Origin of the sequence: Paenibacillus sp. FSL P2-0089 (assembly GCF_038595095.1) — a bacterium.
GTDB lineage: Bacteria > Bacillota > Bacilli > Paenibacillales > Paenibacillaceae > Paenibacillus_AQ > Paenibacillus_AQ silagei.
Genome location: NZ_CP152006.1, coordinates 137606 through 155310, shown reverse-complemented (window position 1 = coordinate 155310; position 17705 = coordinate 137606). Strand labels below are relative to the sequence as shown.

General features: G+C 56.9%; 19 protein-coding genes. 7 read left to right on the top strand and 12 right to left on the bottom strand.

Annotated elements, in window-relative coordinates; genetic code table 11:
* Positions 1-181 precede the first annotated feature (181 nt).
* Positions 182-997, top strand: a complete 816-nt coding sequence (locus NST69_RS00670) for an HNH endonuclease (protein ID WP_340956484.1) — start codon at positions 182-184, stop codon at positions 995-997.
* On the opposite strand, the gene NST69_RS00665 is transcribed toward NST69_RS00670, so the two are convergent.
* The gene (locus tag NST69_RS00665) at positions 984-1181 is read right to left on the bottom strand and encodes a YwbE family protein (protein WP_209877346.1); all 198 of its coding nucleotides are present in this window, start codon (positions 1179-1181) and stop codon (positions 984-986) included. The genes NST69_RS00670 and NST69_RS00665 overlap by 14 nt on opposite strands.
* 72 nt (positions 1182-1253) lie before the next feature.
* On the opposite strand from NST69_RS00665, the gene NST69_RS00660 reads away from it, so the two are divergent.
* Entirely contained in the window at positions 1254-1556 is a 303-nt protein-coding gene (locus tag NST69_RS00660; RefSeq protein ID WP_209877347.1) for a hypothetical protein, read from the top strand.
* A gap of 37 nt (positions 1557-1593) precedes the next feature.
* Here the strand turns inward: NST69_RS00660 and sdaAA are convergent, their stop codons facing one another.
* From sdaAA to NST69_RS00645, 3 genes are all read right to left on the bottom strand, one after another.
* Positions 1594-2472 carry an L-serine ammonia-lyase, iron-sulfur-dependent, subunit alpha gene (gene sdaAA / locus NST69_RS00655; RefSeq protein ID WP_342548225.1) on the bottom strand — a complete coding sequence of 293 codons (879 nt, stop codon included), beginning with the start codon at positions 2470-2472 and terminating at the stop codon, positions 1594-1596.
* On the bottom strand, positions 2469-3185 hold the full coding sequence (gene sdaAB / locus NST69_RS00650; protein WP_340956488.1) for an L-serine ammonia-lyase, iron-sulfur-dependent subunit beta: 717 nt from the start codon (positions 3183-3185) through the stop codon (positions 2469-2471). The genes sdaAA and sdaAB overlap by 4 nt, the downstream gene beginning before the upstream one ends.
* A 240-nt stretch (positions 3186-3425) precedes the next feature.
* Complete coding sequence (locus NST69_RS00645; RefSeq protein WP_340956490.1) at positions 3426-3836, bottom strand: GNAT family N-acetyltransferase; 411 nt, start codon at positions 3834-3836, stop codon at positions 3426-3428.
* Positions 3837-4106: 270 nt separating this feature from the next.
* Between NST69_RS00645 and NST69_RS00640 the strand changes: the two genes are divergently transcribed.
* The gene (locus tag NST69_RS00640; RefSeq protein ID WP_036732735.1) at positions 4107-4562 is read left to right on the top strand and encodes a hypothetical protein; all 456 of its coding nucleotides are present in this window, start codon (positions 4107-4109) and stop codon (positions 4560-4562) included.
* Between the two features lie 649 nt (positions 4563-5211).
* On the opposite strand, the gene NST69_RS00635 is transcribed toward NST69_RS00640, so the two are convergent.
* The 3 genes from NST69_RS00635 to NST69_RS00625 all read right to left on the bottom strand — a co-directional run bounded on the left by NST69_RS00635 (position 5212) and on the right by NST69_RS00625 (position 8518).
* Complete coding sequence (locus NST69_RS00635) at positions 5212-6966, bottom strand: NAD(P)H-hydrate dehydratase (protein WP_342548224.1); 1755 nt, start codon at positions 6964-6966, stop codon at positions 5212-5214.
* A 445-nt stretch (positions 6967-7411) separates the two neighbouring features.
* The gene (locus NST69_RS00630; protein ID WP_036732742.1) at positions 7412-8044 is read right to left on the bottom strand and encodes an NAD(P)H-binding protein; all 633 of its coding nucleotides are present in this window, start codon (positions 8042-8044) and stop codon (positions 7412-7414) included.
* Positions 8045-8104: 60 nt separating this feature from the next.
* Entirely contained in the window at positions 8105-8518 is a 414-nt protein-coding gene (locus NST69_RS00625) for a GNAT family N-acetyltransferase (protein WP_340956500.1), read from the bottom strand.
* Between the two features lie 228 nt (positions 8519-8746).
* Between NST69_RS00625 and NST69_RS00620 the strand changes: the two genes are divergently transcribed.
* Positions 8747-9055, top strand: coding sequence for a hypothetical protein (locus tag NST69_RS00620; protein ID WP_340956501.1), 309 nt, complete (start codon positions 8747-8749; stop codon positions 9053-9055).
* A gap of 43 nt (positions 9056-9098) precedes the next feature.
* Positions 9099-9566: a VOC family protein gene (locus tag NST69_RS00615; protein WP_036732749.1), complete on the top strand. Its 468-nt coding sequence runs from the start codon at positions 9099-9101 to the stop codon at positions 9564-9566.
* A 172-nt stretch (positions 9567-9738) separates the two neighbouring features.
* On the opposite strand, the gene NST69_RS00610 is transcribed toward NST69_RS00615, so the two are convergent.
* From NST69_RS00610 to NST69_RS00595, 4 genes are all read right to left on the bottom strand, one after another.
* Positions 9739-9960 (bottom strand): YezD family protein, encoded by a 222-nt coding sequence (locus tag NST69_RS00610; RefSeq protein ID WP_036732753.1) that lies wholly within the window; start codon positions 9958-9960, stop codon positions 9739-9741.
* A 100-nt stretch (positions 9961-10060) separates the two neighbouring features.
* Positions 10061-10924, bottom strand: a complete 864-nt coding sequence (gene cysW, locus NST69_RS00605; RefSeq protein ID WP_340956503.1) for a sulfate ABC transporter permease subunit CysW — start codon at positions 10922-10924, stop codon at positions 10061-10063.
* Positions 10925-11098: 174 nt separating this feature from the next.
* Positions 11099-11950, bottom strand: a complete 852-nt coding sequence (gene cysT / locus NST69_RS00600) for a sulfate ABC transporter permease subunit CysT (protein WP_209877361.1) — start codon at positions 11948-11950, stop codon at positions 11099-11101.
* A 111-nt stretch (positions 11951-12061) separates the two neighbouring features.
* Positions 12062-13183, bottom strand: coding sequence for a sulfate ABC transporter substrate-binding protein (locus tag NST69_RS00595; RefSeq protein ID WP_036732757.1), 1122 nt, complete (start codon positions 13181-13183; stop codon positions 12062-12064).
* Between the two features lie 407 nt (positions 13184-13590).
* Here NST69_RS00595 and NST69_RS00590 point away from each other — a divergent pair, with 407 nt between their 5' ends.
* On the top strand, positions 13591-15918 hold the full coding sequence (locus NST69_RS00590; protein WP_342548223.1) for an alpha/beta hydrolase: 2328 nt from the start codon (positions 13591-13593) through the stop codon (positions 15916-15918).
* Between the two features lie 98 nt (positions 15919-16016).
* Here the strand turns inward: NST69_RS00590 and NST69_RS00585 are convergent, their stop codons facing one another.
* Positions 16017-17069, bottom strand: a complete 1053-nt coding sequence (locus NST69_RS00585; RefSeq protein WP_342548222.1) for a lactonase family protein — start codon at positions 17067-17069, stop codon at positions 16017-16019.
* Between the two features lie 257 nt (positions 17070-17326).
* On the opposite strand from NST69_RS00585, the gene NST69_RS00580 reads away from it, so the two are divergent.
* Positions 17327-17587 (top strand): GlsB/YeaQ/YmgE family stress response membrane protein, encoded by a 261-nt coding sequence (locus NST69_RS00580; protein WP_036732764.1) that lies wholly within the window; start codon positions 17327-17329, stop codon positions 17585-17587.
* The last annotated feature ends 118 nt before the right edge of the window (positions 17588-17705 follow it).

The following is a 17705-nucleotide window of genomic DNA, read 5'->3' as shown; positions in this document are numbered from 1 at the left end:
CACTCCGGAAAATTTGCATGATGTGCCTGCTGTGTGAATGTCTGCGGTTTACGCTATACTAGTATCAATTAGGACAACTCCTGACATTAAAGCGGACGCATGCAAGCAGATGCATTTATCATTCACAATACAGAAGGGATTGGACGGTTGCGGCTTAAGGCTGCTTCTGCCAAGTACACTTATGACTGAGATTACAACTCTACCTCCATCCAAAAAATGCGCGTACTGCCATCAGCTTAAGCCGCTCGCTGAATTCCGCCGGCGCACAGGCAAGCGCGCCAAAGGCGTGTCCCGGCGCGGAGCGTGCCGGGAATGCCGCAAGCTCCGCGAGGCCGAGGCTTCCTTGCCGCCAGTGCGGGCAAGCGTAGCCCCTGCCCTGCCGGAGCGCCAGGCCGGACCGGCCGGTCCCCTCAAGCGGGACAAGGGGCCGGTCTCTATCTCCAAGGCAGCTGCGCCCGAGAAGGCAAAGCCGCCCATGGCCCAACCCCGTCCAGCCTCACGGCCGGAACGTGCCCGGGACGCCAGAGGCAGCGCGGGCACGGCCGGCCATAAGGGCAAGGCGCGTCCCCGGCATGCCGCCGAGACCGGGCGCAGCCTTCCGCAGCAGCGCGGGCCGAAGCCCGATCCGCAGGATGCCTCTGCCCTGATTCCTTCGGCCAAGGGCATGATTCTCATGCGCGGGCACAGCGATAAGGGCCGCCGCTGGCATCAGGAGATCGACCTTGAGCTTGCCGTGACACTGGTCAAGGAGCATGCGGCCATCGTCGTGAACCGGCGTACGATCCGCCGCTTGTACAGCAATAAGGACTTCCGCGCCTATATTTTGACGAGGGACAACTATACCTGTTATTTCTGCGGTCAATACGGGGATACCATCGATCATCTGCTCCCCCGCGCCAAAGGCGGGCATACTACGCCGGATAACTGCGTCTGTGCCTGCAATTTATGCAATCAGACGAAGGCTGACCAGTTAGTGGAGCAATTCATGAGCCGGTAATGTTCTTGACCCGTCCAACCTGGCCGTCCGCCAGGCGCACCTTGATCCCGTGCGGATGGCGGGGCGAGTTGGTCAGGATGTCTTTCACTGTGCCGTGCGTGAGCTTGCCGGTCGCCTGATCCTGCTTCAGTACGATGTCTACCTGAATGCCGGGGCGGATATCTGCTCTTACTTGTCCGTTCATAATACACTCTCCTTCCGCTAATATTCGCGTAATATATAGTCAACTTACTCTTACAGATAAGGATGAACAGCCATGGCTTTTGGAATCAACCGGGCGGAATTAACCCGCTGGAAACAGGCCGTCTCCGCAGGGGAGATTGCGTTCCTGACCCATTACTGGATCGATAAACGCTACCCTGAGATCACAACAGTCACCAAGGTGGGCTGCAGCGATCTGCCCCGCCTGCGGGAGTGGTGCAGGAAGCACGGTCTCCCGGCGCGGTATATTCATAACCGCCAGCCATTCCCCCACTTCGACCTCATGGGCCCGAAGCAGGCGGAGATTCTCAGGCAGGAGGGCTTATGGGAGCACCTGGAACGCTTCCGTATGCTCTGATGAACGGCAGACTGCAAGAGCGCCTGTGACCGGGAGGTTATTTCGGGTTCCGCAGATCCTTCATAATCCGGCGGCCGGTCGGGGTCTGGGCCAGCCCGCCCCCTGCCGTCTCCCGGTGCTTCTCAGGCATCGCAGAGCCGACCTCCAGCATGACCTTAATCACTTCATCGGACGGAATCACGCTGCGGACGCCGGCCAGGGCCATATCCGCCGCTGCAAGCGCCGTAACGGCACCGAAGCCGTTGCGGACAATGCATGGAATCTCCACAAGTCCGCCTACCGGATCACAGATCAGCCCCAGTGTATTTTTGAGCGCAAGACCTACTGCATGTACAGCCTGTGCCGGAGTCCCGCCGCGCATCTCGGTCAAGGCTCCGGCTGCCATGCCGATCGCTGAGCCCACCTCGGCCTGACAGCCGCCTTCCGCACCCGATACAAAAGAATTATTAGCAATCACATACCCTATCGCTCCAGCCGCGAACAAACCGGAGACCATATAATCATCGTCCCAGCCGAAGCGCTCCTGACAGCTCAGGAACACACCAGGGATAATTCCGCAGGAGCCGGCAGTCGGTGTGGCAATAATCCGGCCCATAGAAGCGTTCACTTCAGAGACGGCAAGGGCATACGCCAACGCCTGGCCTGCCGGTCCCCCGAGACAAGGCTCATCCGCTGCATTATAGGCGGCCACCCGCTGGGCATCCAGGCCTGTCAGGCCGCTGCGTGAGGTGGTGTCTTCGGTCATGCCGCGTTGCACCGCTTCCTTCATGACCCCATAATACTCGCGCATGGTGGCGAATTCCTGCTCCTGGGAACGGCCGGATTCGGCGCTCTGCTCCTCAAGCATCAGAGCGCCGATCCCAAGCTCCCGCTCCCCGCATAGTACAGCCAGCTGGCTGAGTGTTTGAAAATTCATGTTGTGATGTCCTTCCCCTTCTGTGTCTGTTCTTGTGTATTGCCGTTTAAATCGACTACCTTGACGCTCTTCACTGCCGGAAGTGCCCGCAGCTTCTCCAGCAGCTCCGCCGTGGCTGGTTCATCCAGCTCCAGCACCGTCAGGGCTGCGCCGCTGCGGTTCTTCCGGTCCAGTGACATATGTCCGATATTGAACTGTCCCTCCCGCATGACATCTGTGACACTGGCCAGTACACCCAGATAATCCATATGCTGAATCAGCACCGTCGGGTACATGCCGGTCAGCTTCACGCTGAAGCCGTCAATATCTACAATCTCAATATTGCCGCCGCCGATGGATGTGCCAGTAAGGGTCATCTCCGTCCCGCTCTCCCTGCCTGTAAGGCGCAGACGGACCGTATTGGGATGGGGAAACAGCCCCGTTCCCTGACCGAAGGAAATGCTCATCCCGGCTTCGGCCGCAAGCCCAATGGAATCCGGCAGCCGGTAGTCGTCCGTGGCGAAGTCAAGCAGACCTCCGGCGATCGCCCGGTCTGTCCCGTGTCCCTGATAAGTCGCGGCAAAAGAACCGAAGAACGTAACCTCGGCCTCTCGCGGCAGCTCACCAAGCACCTGCCTTGCGGCCCGCCCGATCCGCGCGGCTCCCGCTGTATGAGAACTGGAAGGCCCGACCATGGCCGGGCCTATAATTGAGAATACATCTTTAAATCTCATAGTTTTGGTCTCCCGCTATCTGAATTCGGCCATGTACAGCGAATAATGTAATGATGTCCATCCGCTCATTGTACAGCACCTATATATTATACTGCGTCCGCACCAAAGCTACACTATTACATGAATTGTGACCTATTATTCGCTGCTCTGCGAGTGGAAACGGCTTTGCCGTCCTTACAAAGGACGGTACCGTTTCAGCGAGAAGTAAAAGGAGAATGTATAGCGTGAAGTCTATACATTCTATTTCGAGAAAAGCACCAAGCCGTCCCGCTCCTGCCAGCCGATACGGGTCCAGAAGCTGCGGCCCGGCACATTAGCTTCGATCACCATGAGATGGCACTTCGTTATGCCCGCTTCGCGCAGTCCCGCAAGGCAACGCCTCACCAGCTCACGGCCTGCACCGCTTCCCCGGCTGCCGCTGGCGACAGCCACATGATACATATAGCCTCTGCGTCCGTCATGCCCGCACATCGCGGTACCCATTAGGGTGCCGTCCTCCTTCACGCACACCTGGCTGATGCCCGGATTCCGCTCCAGATAACGGATGATATTTTCACGCGAGTCGGCTTCACTGAGGCCCATTCCGTCCGTATTCTCCCACAACCGGTAAGCCGCCTCGTAATCGTCCCCTGTCATTGCTCTATATATCATGCATTCTCCCCTTTTCTATGCTTATGACTCCACTTCACGCCGCACGCTTTTCTGGGCGCATGCATACCCATATACGGAAGAGCTGAGCAGGCAAGGAGGAGTAACCGCCGATGAACCCCATGTATCCTTCTTATGATGACAAAACGGTCTCCCATGTGCAGCCTGTTGCTTTTCCCCCTCAGCACCAGGACCGTTACCAGCTGATCCATGTCCAGGCTTCAGCCGGTCACGCCGGCCTTGTTCATTCCCAACCCGAGAGGATGTATAGCGATGAATCAACACAAGGATTTCAACCTGCCTTCTGTCCGCCTGAATGCGGGCATGTACGCTCTGACCAAGCTGTCGGCCGCCGGATTGACCTTCATCCTGATCTCCCTGTTCATGCTGATCCATGGCTATGAGAACGGAATTCCGTCCGGCTGGCCGGTATCGGTGCCTTATGCCATCTACGCTTACGGCCTGCCGGCTGCCATCCTGGCCGATGCGCTCCTGCGCATGTTCCGCTCCACCTCGCTCAGCCCGGCGCTGGCCCTGTACGCCATTGCCGGCTATGGCGCCGGCCTGTGGCTCGCTGCGGAGCAGGGCGGCGACTCCCTTGTCTCCGGCCTTACCGGCCTCGCAATCCTGCTGCTATTCCGCATCGCCCAGATCGCGGGCGAACGCTTCCCGATCCTGCTTCCCTTCTTCGCTCTGTTCATTCCGCTGATCTGTCTGGTCTTGTTCTGACCTGGCGGGTTCAGGCAGGGCGGAGCATTGGGGAGGGCCGGGATGGCGGGTAAGGCTGGATACCGGGCTGGATGGGATCAGTATCCGGAAACCGCAAACCCTTCTCACGGCACATTGTGTTCGGTTTTCCGCATACATTGGGACCACACGCCTCCGTCACGCCCAATGTGGTCGGTTTTTCGACTATATTTGGACCACACGTCTCCGTCACGACCAATGTGGTCGGTTTTTCGATTACATTGGGCCCGATGACCTCGCGCTGGCACATTGCGTTAACTCTTATCGTCCGGTGCATCGCGCTCAAGTAGGATGCCCGAAGCAAACAATTGGAGAAATGTGTCTTATTTCATCCGTTTCTGCCGTTTACAGGCAGGCAAGTGGAAAAGCTCCAACTAATAAAGTTAGTTTTGTCGCCTGGGGTGAAATGTGCTAAATTAAGTGCCGTTTATCCAACTAACGTCCCGCCAGAGCTCATCCGCTCATCAGCAGGTGGACAAAATCCACCTGTTATCCGCTAAAGCAGACAGCAGACTAACATAGACTTTGAACTCCAAGCAGCCCGTGCGCCAGAGCGAGCAAGAGCTTGAACTTGTTAATGAAATGGAGGGCTGGCGCTGTTGGTTGGAGACATCAAACCCGGTGCTTACATTTACAGCGCCTCGATAATATCCCCGGCGATCAGGGCAGCAGGATGGTCCCGCTTCCGGGCAGCACGTTCTCCAGCCAGCCCGTGTAGATAGACTCCGAACGCGGCGGCCTGATCCGCCTCCAGGCCCTGGGCCTGCAGACCGGAGATGATGCCTGTCAGCACATCGCCCGCACCGCCGGTACCCATACCGGGATGCCCGGTGATATTGATATAGGCCTGCCCTTCGGGCGTTGCTATTACGGTATGGGCTCCTTTTAGCACAAGGATTACCCCATGCTGAACTGCGTAAGACAATGCCAATCCGATCCGGTCCCGCTGCACCTCCGCTGTAGATATCCCCGCCAGACGGGCCATCTCCCCCGGATGAGGGGTCAGAATAACCGGATGGCGGCGGCTCCAGCTCCGGTAATCGGTATCCGCCAGTATATTCAGCGCATCCGCATCAATAACCATAGGACCCTCCGTCTCCTCCCATAGTCTGCGGAGCCACTCCGTGTCTCCTTCGAACCGGCCCAGGCCGGGGCCGATGGCTGTACAATCGCGGCTGGTACTCAGCCGCAGCACTTCAGCGGCCGTACCCGCATTCCACTCCCCGTCACCTCCGGTGACCGGGGCCAGCATCAGCTCCGGTACGGAACCGATCACATAGGGCAGCAGCTTCTCCGGCAGCGCCCAGGTTACCAGCCCGCAGCCTGCGCGCAGTGCAGCGCGGGCAGACAACAGGCCTGCGCCACTCATGCGCAGGCTTCCTGCTGCAAGCAGGACATGCCCGTAGGTGCCCTTGTGGCCCTCGGGCGAACGGCGGCGCGCCAGGTCAACCTTCAGGCGCGCCGTCAGTACTTCCGGCGTCAGGAGACTGACCTGGACGCCGCCCTCCCGGGCAAGGGCAGCGGGTATGCCGATGGAGCGGACCACGACCCGCCCGGCGGCCTGCGCGCCGGGATATTGCAGCAGCCCCCGCTTCAGGAACGCGAGGCAGACGGTCACTGACGCATGAATGCAGGGCTCATGCGTCTCCCCCGTGTCCGCATCCAGCCCGCTGGGGATGTCCGCGGACACAATGGCCCTGCCGCTGGCATTCGCAGCGGCAATCAGCTCCGCATAGGCACCGCGCGGGGCTCCCGCGCTGCCTGTGCCGAGCAGCGCATCCACGATGCCGCTGCATGCGGCAAGGTCCAGGGCGTCTCTGCCGTAGACTACGGCAGGAATGCCCATAGCTGCAGCGGCATCACGCTGCAGCGCGGCTTCGCCGGCCAGCGACTCCGGCGCGGCCGCGTACACCAGCGTGACGGCGATGCCGGCCTCACGCAGGTGCCTGGCGGCGGCGAGGCCATCGCCGCCGTTATTGCCCTTGCCGGCGAGGACGAGCCAATGCTCTCCGCCGGCAGCGGCAAGCGTCAGCGCTGCATCTCCGCTGACAGAGAAGCCCGCAGCGTCAGCGCCGAAGCCAGGCGCCCCGCGCCCGCTTAAGGCGCCCGCTACGTCACCAGCTGCTTCCGCTCCGTTCCGCATCATTCCGCCACCTGTCGTTCCCGCTCCATCCCGCTTCGCTCCACCTCCAGCCGCTCCCGCTCCAGCCCCCCACACCCTGCCACCAGGCACACCAGCTTCACTTGCCCGGCGGCGGCATAGGGCGATGACCTCCTCGGCAATGGCCCGTCCCGCATTTTCCATCAGGGCGATGGCCGGGATGCCCAGCCGCTCGATCGTGTCGCGGTCGAATGCCCGCATCTCCTCCGCTGTCACCACATCCATTGGTCCAGACCTCCTTCATAGTTGCTTCGATTGTACTAAGTCCCGTTTCAGCAAGCAAATAACCCAGGTAGCTCATGGCAGCCAACGAGCAACAAGCCCCCAGAACAGCAAAAAGCCCTCCCGCTACGAAGAGGACTTCTATGTTAGATAGGTTATGATCCCAACTGCTTAGTCTTGAGGATCAGATAAGCATAATTGGATCCATAGTTGCATTCCATACACCTAAAAACACTCAAAATCAAGGCTGGCCTCTTCTAACTGTAGTTTGTACAACTAAATCTGCCCAATTGGAGAGAATCCCGGCACAGCGGCATTTTTAAATGTACAGACTGCAACTTAACGGATAATCGGTGGAAAATCAGGCGTTTTAGTTGTACAGAGTGCGATTAAACCCGCCGCCGACTCTACCTCTGCCTTTTCACCTTCCGCCTCCGCGTACCCCCCATCAATACCCTACAGTAAACCTGGCTCTGCTGAAATTGCCTTCCTCCAGCTCATCGATGACCGCCACGGCAAAATCCTGGATGCTGATGCTGCTCCGGCCGTCTTCGTCTACAATCAGCCGGTCGAGGCCGATGCGGAATTGGCCGGTACGGCGCCCGTCTACCAGAGCGGCAGGCGGACTAAGATACGTATAGTCCAGCTCCGACCCCCTATAGATCTCATAGGCATTAGCATGAGCCGAAGCCAGCGCGCGGTAGTCCTCCGGGAATCCGGCGGTGTCCATCAGCCATTCTCCCGATTCCGTCTTGAGGCTGCCTGCTCCGCCGACAATGATCAGACGCTCAAGCCCAGCCGCCCGCAGCCCCTCCAGCAGTGAATCCGCTACCCGCAGCAGATCATTCTCATGCCCTGCCGCCGGACCGAAAGCACTGATTACCTCCTCATGTCCGCGCACGGCTGCCGTTACCGAGGCCGGGTCCAGCAGATCAGCAGCCGTCACCTGCAGCCGCTCATGCTGAAGGCTGAAGGCTTCAGGTCTGCGTACCGCAGCCGTGACCTCATGTTTTCTTTTTAACGCTTCCTGTACGATGGCACTTCCAACCCTGCCCGATGCTCCAAACACTACAATATCCATTCTCCCGCTGCCTCACTTTCCTAATCTGCTATCCATTAGCATTACACGAATTCACACGATTTATCGCCGCAGGAACATTCCCTGTGAAGCAGGCATTACCGGCGCGAACCCGTATTTGGCATACAGCTTGGCCGCTTCCCCGTCAGCAATGAGACTGATATATGCCTTCTCCGGCACACTGTCCAGGAATGCGCGGATTTCCCCCATGATGGTTTTTCCGAGACCCCGTCCCTGGAAGGAAGGCTTCACTGCTATATCCGTCACTTGAAAAAAACATCCCCCGTCCCCAATAACCCTGCCCATTCCCACCAGCAGATCCCCCGCATACACGGTCACCGCAAAAGCAGAGTTAGGCAGTCCGACTGCCGCCCCCTCTATGCTCATCGGACTAAGCCCGGCTTCCTGCCGCAGTGCGATATAATCCTCTACTGAGGGCAACTCCTGCCGGATCTCCGGCTGTGCTGAATTTGTCATGCCACTCCTCCTATTTACTGCAATCTGCAAGCATAACCCGCCTGCTATACTGATACCAATATATATGTATTTGTTCAAAATTGAAACGCCCCGCCTCCTTCGGCGTACAATAACTCAAAACACAGCACTTGCACTCTGCAGACGGGCAGGTTATTCTTACCCCGTGTCCTTGGGTAAACTGTGGATAGACAAGCAACACTACTATTTTGGAAGGTTGGTGAAGTAATTATGTCTCCTACAGGGAAACTGTTTAAATGGGGAACTTTCGCTTATGAGGCTTTTCTGGCGCTGCCGATTATCGGGGGAAGCTTTGTGGTGGCAAATGCCTGGGCGCCGCTAGGAATCGCTTTTCTGCTGCATGCTGTAGCCATAATCATTCTGCTGAGAGAGCGCGGTCCGATTATCGGGAATGTAGTGGGCGTGGTCACCTCGGTGGTTGCCTTGATTCCTTTTGTCGGCTGGGTGATGCATGCAATTACCGCTATTATTCTGCTCGTAGAAGGGCTAAGCGGATCACGGCGCAATCCACGTTACTGACAGTAAGCACATTAATCAATGAACAAGGAGTACCTTACTAATTATGATTAAAGGATTATACGAAGCCCATTTACCCGTTTCTAATCTGGAAGCATCTATTGAATTCTATAAAAGACTGGGACTGAAATTCGCCTGGCGCGATGAGGACACCGCGTTCTTCTGGATTACAGAGGGGCGGAGCTGGATCGGATTATGGGAAGGGCCGGAGGTTCAGACCCCTTATCACCCTTCCCTGAGGCATATTGCCTTCGAAGTCACTTATGAGGACCTGAAGCAATCGCTCGCCTGGCTGCGTTCCCTACAGATTGACCCGGTTCCTTTCGGCAGCAGAAGCACGGTTGAGCCTTTTATCCGCCCCCATCAAGGCAATGCCTCGGTTTACTTCAATGATCCGGACGGCAACTCTCTGGAGCTGATGTGTCATATCGAAGTCCCTCAGGGGTTGAAGACGATCACAAGCAAGCTGTCTTTTGAGGAGTGGGAGGAGCTGTGCAGGAAGTCCAGCGATTAGTTCCAGCAGCCATGCTGAGAGGAACCTACAGGGAAACCGACATGTATACTGTTTTCCGCATACATTTGAGCCACACGCCTGCGCGCCACTTATTCACAACAGAAGAAAATCATAATTTCCTATACCACAAGAAAGACCTTCCATTGGTTGCCCAATGGGAGGTCTTTCTGTATTATCCTCGTCCCCCTGCACGGGTATCGGTCCGCCGGCTTCCGGTCTCTCCACTACCACGTGAATTTGCTGTGCTGTTCTCGAAACGTTTGCGCTCCGTGCGCTCCATCTGTACGATTTGGCCTTCATGCACTACGATGTGCAAGGAGCCGAATTCCATATCGTCGAGCAGTTCCGTTATCCGCGCAAGCCATACCTCATCCACCTTCAGTGGTTTAGCCATTCGCAAGCCTCCCTTTCCCGGTTAGGGAATAACTCTGCCTAAATTCCGTTATTACCAACTTGTATACTATGAATTAACTTAGCACGGCACCCAATAGCTGTCAATGAGCATTTTTGCGTACAAGCAGGCTTTTTACAACCATCGTCACCAGTGCCAGCAGGAGCAGCAGAGAAGCCACCGCGAAGGATGCCGAGAACTGATATTCGTTGTACAAAATTTCGACATGCAGCGGCAACGTATTCGTCTCCCCGCGAATATGCCCGGACACCACCGAGACGGCCCCGAACTCACCCATGGCCCGTGCATTACAGAGAATAATGCCGTAGAGCAGGCCCCACTTGATATTCGGCAGCGTTACGCGCCAGAAGATATGCCACCCGTGCGCACCGAGCGTAATCGCAGCCTCCTCCTCCTGTGTGCCCTGCTCCTCCATCAGGGGAATCAGCTCACGGGCGACGAACGGGAACGTGATAAACAGCGTAGCCAGCACGATGCCCGGCAGGGCGAAGACGATTTTGATATCGTGGTCGCTTAACCAGGGGCCGAACCAGCCATGCGAGCCGAACACCAGAATGAAGATAAGCCCGCCAATCACCGGTGATACGGCAAAAGGCAGATCGATCAGCGTCACCAGAAAGCCCTTGCCGCGAAAACGGAACTTGGTTACCGCCCACGCCGCCGTTACCCCAAAGACCGTATTCAGCGGAACCGTAATTGCGGCGACCAGCAGCGTCAGCTTCAGCGCCGAGGCGGCATCCGGGTCGGTCAATGCGGCCCAGTAGACATCCAGCCCCCGCTTCAGCGACTCCACCAGCACAATAATCAGCGGCAGCGCAATCAGCCAGAGCAGGACCAGTCCCGCCAGGGAGATGAGCACCCATTTCACCGCTTGTGACTCCGTCGTAGAAGGCGATGACGCGCCTGTACGCGGCCCGGGGACATGCAGGGGAACCGTACCGGCCATATTTATTCCTCCTAAAAGTTTTATGAAGCATACGCTCCCCTATTAACTTCGCAATAAAACTCGCTTCGGAAGCATATGCTTAAGTTTTGTTGGTATATGCATCCTGAATCCGCTCCTAACAAAACTCGCTTCGGAAGCATATGCTTAAGTTTTATGAAGCATACCCGTTCTCTCTTATCGCGAGCTCCTCCGCGCCCAGTGCTGAAGGCTGTTGATGACCAGCAGCATCAGGAAGGAGAGCAGCAGCAGAATCAGGGCCACAGCGGTGGCTCCGGCGTAATCGAACTGCTCCAGCTTGGACATGATCAGCAGCGGGGCGATCTCTGTGCGCATCGGCATATTGCCGGAGATGAACACGACAGAGCCGTACTCGCCGATGCCCCGGGCGAACGCCAGGGCGAAGCCCGTAAGCAGCGGCGGGAGCAGCTCGGGCAGGACAATCCGCAGGAAGGTGCGCCCGCGGCCTGCCCCCAGCGTAGCAGCGGCTTCCTCCATGTCCCTGTCCAGATCCTCCAGCACCGGTTGCACCGTACGGACGACAAAGGGAATGCCGATGAACATCAGCGCCAGCGTGATGCCCAGCGGCGTGAAGGCAACCTTGAAGCCCAGCGGCGTCAGCAGGGAGCCGATCCAGCCGTTCTGGGAATAGAGGGCGGTCAGCGATACGCCCGCCACGGCTGTAGGGAGCGCGAACGGCAGGTCGATCAGGGCGTCGAAGATTCTTTTGCCGGGGAATTCATACCGCACCAGCACCCAGGCCAGCAGCAGTCCCAGAAAAACATTGATCAGGGCCGCAGCGCCCGCCGTACTCAGACTGACACGGTAGGAGGCCAGGACGCGGGCATCCGTAGCCACATCCCAGAATTTCGCCCAGCTCAGCCCCGTTGAATTAAAGAGCAGCGCGGACAGCGGCAGCAGGACCACAAGACTCAGATACAGCACGCTGAATCCCATCGTAATCCCGAACCCCGGCAGCAGCTTGCGCCGTGACACTGTCCTTGCAGCAGCTTTGGTCGTGACATTCATCTGCCCATTCACCCTTTCCTGCCTTCGGCATATGGCCGATCAGCCTCTGGCGGAATTCCGCCTGTCAGTATGGTCTTGCCGCTTCTGCATCATCGTTCACGAACTCCGCTGTCAGCTGCCCGGTACGTAGATTTTGTCGAAAATCCCACCGTCATTGAAGTGCTTCGCCTGCGTCTCCTTCCAGGTTCCGAATTTATCCGCCAGGGTGAACAGCTTGATCTCCGGGAATTGATCCTTGAACTCGGCCTTTACGCTATCCAGTGTCGGACGGTAATAGTTCTCGGCAGCAATCTTCTGGCCTTCCTCGGTGTAGAGATATTTCAGATAGGCATCTGCTACCTCACGCGTTCCTCTTTTATCGACGACCTTATCCACCACAGCAACCGGCGGCTCAGCCAGAATACTCTCTGACGGATTCACAATCTCGAATTTATCCGGACCCAGCTCCTTGATGGACAGATAAGCCTCATTCTCCCAGGCGATCAACACATCACCGATGCCGCGTTCCACGAAGGTAGTGGTTGAGCCGCGTGCTCCGGTGTCCAGGACCGGTACATTCTTGAACAGCTTTTGCACGAATTCCTGAGCCTTGGCTTCATCATTATTATTGTGGTCCAGCGCATAGCCCCAGGCAGCCAGGTAGTTCCAGCGGGCACCGCCGGAGGTCTTGGGGTTAGGGGTGATGACCTCTACGCCGTCCTTAAGCAGATCCGGCCAATCCTTGATGCCCTTCGGGTTGCCTTTGCGGACCAGGAAGACGATGGTGGAGGTATATGGGGAACTGTTATGCTCATATTTACTCTGCCAGTCCGCGCCAATCAAGCCGGCCTCCTGAAGCGCATCAATGTCATACCCGAGCGCCAGCGTAACGACATCCGCCTCCAGGCCATCCAGCACGGCCCGGCTCTGCTTGCCCGATCCGCCATGCGATTGCTTAACGGTTACCTTCTGGCCGGTCTCCTTCTCCCAGTAGGCGGCGAAGGCCTTGTTATAGTTCTCATACAGCTCACGCGTCGGATCGTAGGATACATTCAGCAGCTCCACCGGATCTTTGGCCTGTGTCTGGGTGGCTTCCGGTGCTGAAGATGCATTCGCAGCCGCTTCTGTTGCTGCCGGGGCCGCTGTTCCTGCACCCGCACTATTCCCTGCATTACTGTTCCCGCAAGCCGTAAGCCCTGCCGTCAATATCAATGCAACCCCGGCGAGAAGCCCCTTCTTGATCCCTTTTGTCATCCCAACCACTCCCCCATAATAGTCTTGTAACAAGCAATAGACGCAGGAAAGCCCGCTTGCGGCAAGTCAAACCGGTCTTATAGACACGTATCTGCGAGCCTGAAGCAGGCGTTCCTCCGTCTGTACGGTAAGAACTTATTCGATTATTCCTACCCATTTAGTAGGTTATACAGATATAATACTGAACGCTTCCCGCGCTGTCAAACCTTTTTTTCACTTTGAATGAAAGACGGCGATCGCTGGACCCGGGGCAGGAAGTGGCGCCCGTTCCTGTAAGACCCACTTGTTATTGTTGCCCCAAAGTAATATCATTGCTACATCTTATTGAGCGAAAATAGAGCGAATTCATATAAATAAAAACGGCATCGCAGTTTCTATTATTGCCGCTTACACCGGGGGAAATGATCATGGGAATGGATTTGGAGTATGGTCCCGCGCCGCAGGGACCGCGGCTGCACAGGCGTGTATTCAGAGAACTGGGCAGACGTATCCTGGAGACGTACAGGTATGATACTACTTTATGGAGGACTGCGCTCAGCGGCCCGTGGACGCTATGCATTCTGGCTTTTTCTATAGTTATTATGGGTATTCCTACCGGACTCGGAAGCGCAGCGGATATTATGCTGGCAGCCGGCGCGGGGACGCTAGTTATGGCGCTGGCCGGCAATCTGCTGGCTGTGCTGCTCTCCCTAACCGGACTCCGCTGTCCGCATCTGTTCGCAGGCTCTTTGCTCAGCACCTATGGGACTGTATTGCTGATCCTGTATTTTTCCGATCTGGAGCTTGGAGCTGCAGCCGTTGTCGCCTGTATCGCAGCCTTGGCCTGCGGGATAGGGGGACTTGCGGCCGGTCTGCTGCGGACCCGGAGAATGTTCACCGGTGGTCTGCTGGCAGCGGCACTCTTCCTCTCCCCCTTCGCACTGGCCTATGGCTATGGGACGGGAAGCAGCCCGGTACCTGTACCCTCGCTTCAGAGTCTGGCGGCGGACGGACAGGTGCTTCCCGTAACGGCGGACGATCCCGCCCAGCCGGGCGACTATGAGTTCCACACCTTCACCTATGGCAGCGGCAAGGATCTGCAGCGCAAGGCGTATGGCAAGGATGTCCTGCTAGCCTCTGCTTCCGTGGATGCTACCGAATATATCTCCTCCTGGCCCGTGCTGCGGACCCTGTTCTGGGGGTTCGATCCCGCTTCCCTCCCGCTGAATGCCAGAGTGTGGATGCCGGATGGGGACGGGCCTTATCCGCTGGTGCTCATGGTCCATGGCAACCATATGATGGAGGACTTCTCCGAGGACGGCTATGCCTATCTTGGTGAATTACTGGCCAGCCGGGGCTTCATCGCGGTCACCCTGGATGAGAATTTCCTGAATTATTCGGCCTGGTCGGGTATTCCTGACAACGACTTCAAGGCGCGGACCTGGATGATTCTGAAGCATCTGCAGCAGATCGGCAGCTTCGCGGAGCAGCCCGGCACCCCCTTTTACCAGAAGGTTGATTATGACTCTGTTGCACTGCTTGGCCACAGCCGCGGCGGGCAGGCCGTAGCCATGGCTGCGGATGCGGCGCGCTGGTTCGGCAGTGATCCGGTTCTGGACGCTATTCAACAGTTCCATATTACTTCGGTCATTGCCCTGGCACCTACGGATAAAATGATCGACAGCAAGCAGGCCCGTCTAACCGATGTGAGCTATCTGACACTCCAGGGCGCCCGTGACGGCGATGTACATGATTTCTACGGGGATCGTCAATATATGCGCTCTTCCTACACCGGCAATACCCCTGGCTTCAAAAGTTCGCTCTATATTGCCGACGCTAATCACAGCCAGTTCAATACGGACTGGGGGCTATATGACCAGACGCTGCCTACCGGCCTGTTCCTGAAGCGCTCCCGGATCATGGACGGGGAGGAGCAGCGGAGAATCGCCAAGGTCTATGTCTCTGCCTTCCTGGAGACCACGCTGCACGGGAGGAGCGAGTACCGGCAATTGTTCCGCGATTACCGCAGCGGTGCCCGGTGGCTGCCGGATACCGCCTACTATAACCGCTTCCAGAGCGGGGCCTATATCACGGTGGCGGACTATGATGAAGACCGCAACCGAGACGCCGTCCAAGGCGGGACCGTCTCTACTACTACGGGGCTTCACTGGAGCGAAGAGGCCGCGAAGGACCGCGAACGGAACAACAAGCCCTCTTACGGTATTCTGCTGGAGCGCAGCAGCAGCCCGGATCAGGAGCATACGGATGCCGAGGCCGCTTACAGCATTAGGCTTAGCGACACGCTGACTCAGACGCTTGCGGAATCCCCTGCCGTAGAGGGACTGACCTTCTCCCTGGCGAATCATAATTCCGGTCCTAACGAGGATGGAGATTCCAAGCCGCTGCCGGAGGCAGAACTCTCCCCGGAGGTAGAGGTGGAGCTGACCGACAGTAAGGACACCTCTGCAAGAATTCCCCTGGACGAAGTGATGGATATTCTGCCGCTGCCGCAGACTGAGTTTACGCTTAGTCCATGGCTGGAGGAGCGGATCAGTGACGGCAAATTCGGCAACCTCTCGGAAGCCGTCTACCAGACGTACAAGCTGCCCTTCGAGCTGTTCCTTGAGGAAGAGCCCGAGCTTGATCCGGATAGTCTGACAGACATCACCTTTTATCTGCAAGGGACAGAAGACAAGATTATGCTGGATGACATCGGCTTCTATGAGCGGGAGGACCCGCTGACAGGAGTGTATTAACCGGACATCATTCTATCTATAAAAAGCCAAAATCGCCCCCTGTCCGCCATACTGCGGACAGGGGGCTTTGCTGTTCCTGCACAGGGTCGTTGTGCAGGTTAATCCAGGGCTACAAGGCAGACAGGCGCCGGCACTTCCAGCTCATTGCCGGTAGGGATCAGCCGTCCGGTCTCACTGTCTATGCGGAAGGAGGCAATATTGCCGCTGTTCTGGTTAGCAGCGAGCAGCATGCCGCCGATCAGAGCGAAGTTACGCGGTGTCCGTCCCCCGGAAGTCACCCAGTCCTCCGCTTCCAGCAGACCCGTAGCCTTATCAATATGGAACAGTGCGATGCTGTCATGCCCACGGTTGGATACGTAGAGGTAGCGTCCGCATGGTGATACATGGATATCTGCAGCCGTATCATCACTTCCGGCGGTATAATGCTCCGGGAGACTGCTGATACTCTGCAGGAGCTTCAGATTGCCCTGAGGCTCATCATTGGCGAACACGGTAACCGTATTGTTCAGTTCATTAACCAGATAGATCCATTGCCGCGAAGGATGAACCGCCAGATGGCGCGGTCCTGAGCCTGGAGGAAGCTCTACCTCCCGGTGAGTGACCAGCTTCCCGTCCTCCACACGATAGAACACGATCTGGTCGAGACCGAGATCACAGACCAGCACATGATCACCCGTCTTGTCCGGAATCACGGAATGGGGATGGGGGGCCTCCTGACGGTCGCTGCGGATTCCCGAGCCCTCATGCTTCACCTGGGAGGACATCTCCTGTAATGACCCGTCCTCATTCAGCGGGAACACATTGACATTCCCTCCCGTATAGTTAGACACGGCTATGTAATCTCCCTTCGGAGCCACCGAGACATAGCAGGGCGCGCCGCCCCCGGTCGCTCTGCTGCCCAGCGGATGCAGCGCTTTGCTGCCGGGATCAATGGCGTAGGCATGAACCTCACCCTCATCCTGCTCACTCACAGCATATAATACCGTCTGCGCCGCATTAACCGCCAGATAGGAAGGGTTCTGGATCGCCCGGGTACCGCCCATAACCCTCATTTCTCCGCTCTCCTTATCCAGCGCACCGAGCAGGATGGCCTCTTTCTCCTCACTGTTGTACGTTCCAATATAGAATAATACTTCATTAGGCTGGTGCATGGCAGCGGCTCCTTTATTGTATAGTATATAAGCTTATATACCCTGTACACCCCTATACTCACTCAGCGGGTGAACCATAAATTCACTATAACATCTTTATGTACCCACTGCGTTATCAGGGTTAAACAGCATAAATTTGGACAGACTGGAATACTAAATAAATGTGTGCCGGCAAAATTTAACACTTGGTTTAAACGCTGTGCATGAGGTTAATAGTAACCATCGAAGACAACAAACACAAAAGGAGCTGAAAGTTAATGAGTTTACTATGGATGTTGATTGTTGGTGGCGTAATTGGTTGGCTGGCCGGGTTGATTATGGGTAGAGACATTCCGGGCGGAATTATCGGCAACATTATCGCTGGTATTCTCGGTTCATGGCTCGGCGGCATGCTGCTGGGAAGCTGGGGACCTAAGATCAGCGACTACTATGTCTTCCCTTCACTGATCGGTGCTGTGGTTCTGATCTTTATCGTAAGCCTGATTCTGCGTTCGGTTGGCGGACGTAGCCGCTCTTAAGCTCTATGGCAGCATTCTTTCCTGAAGCTGCTGAACTATACTTAGCAAGCAGACCCGCCGGGGTTAGACTCTGGCGGGTTTGCTGTGTGCTTCAGGCAGATCACCCGTATGAGGCAGG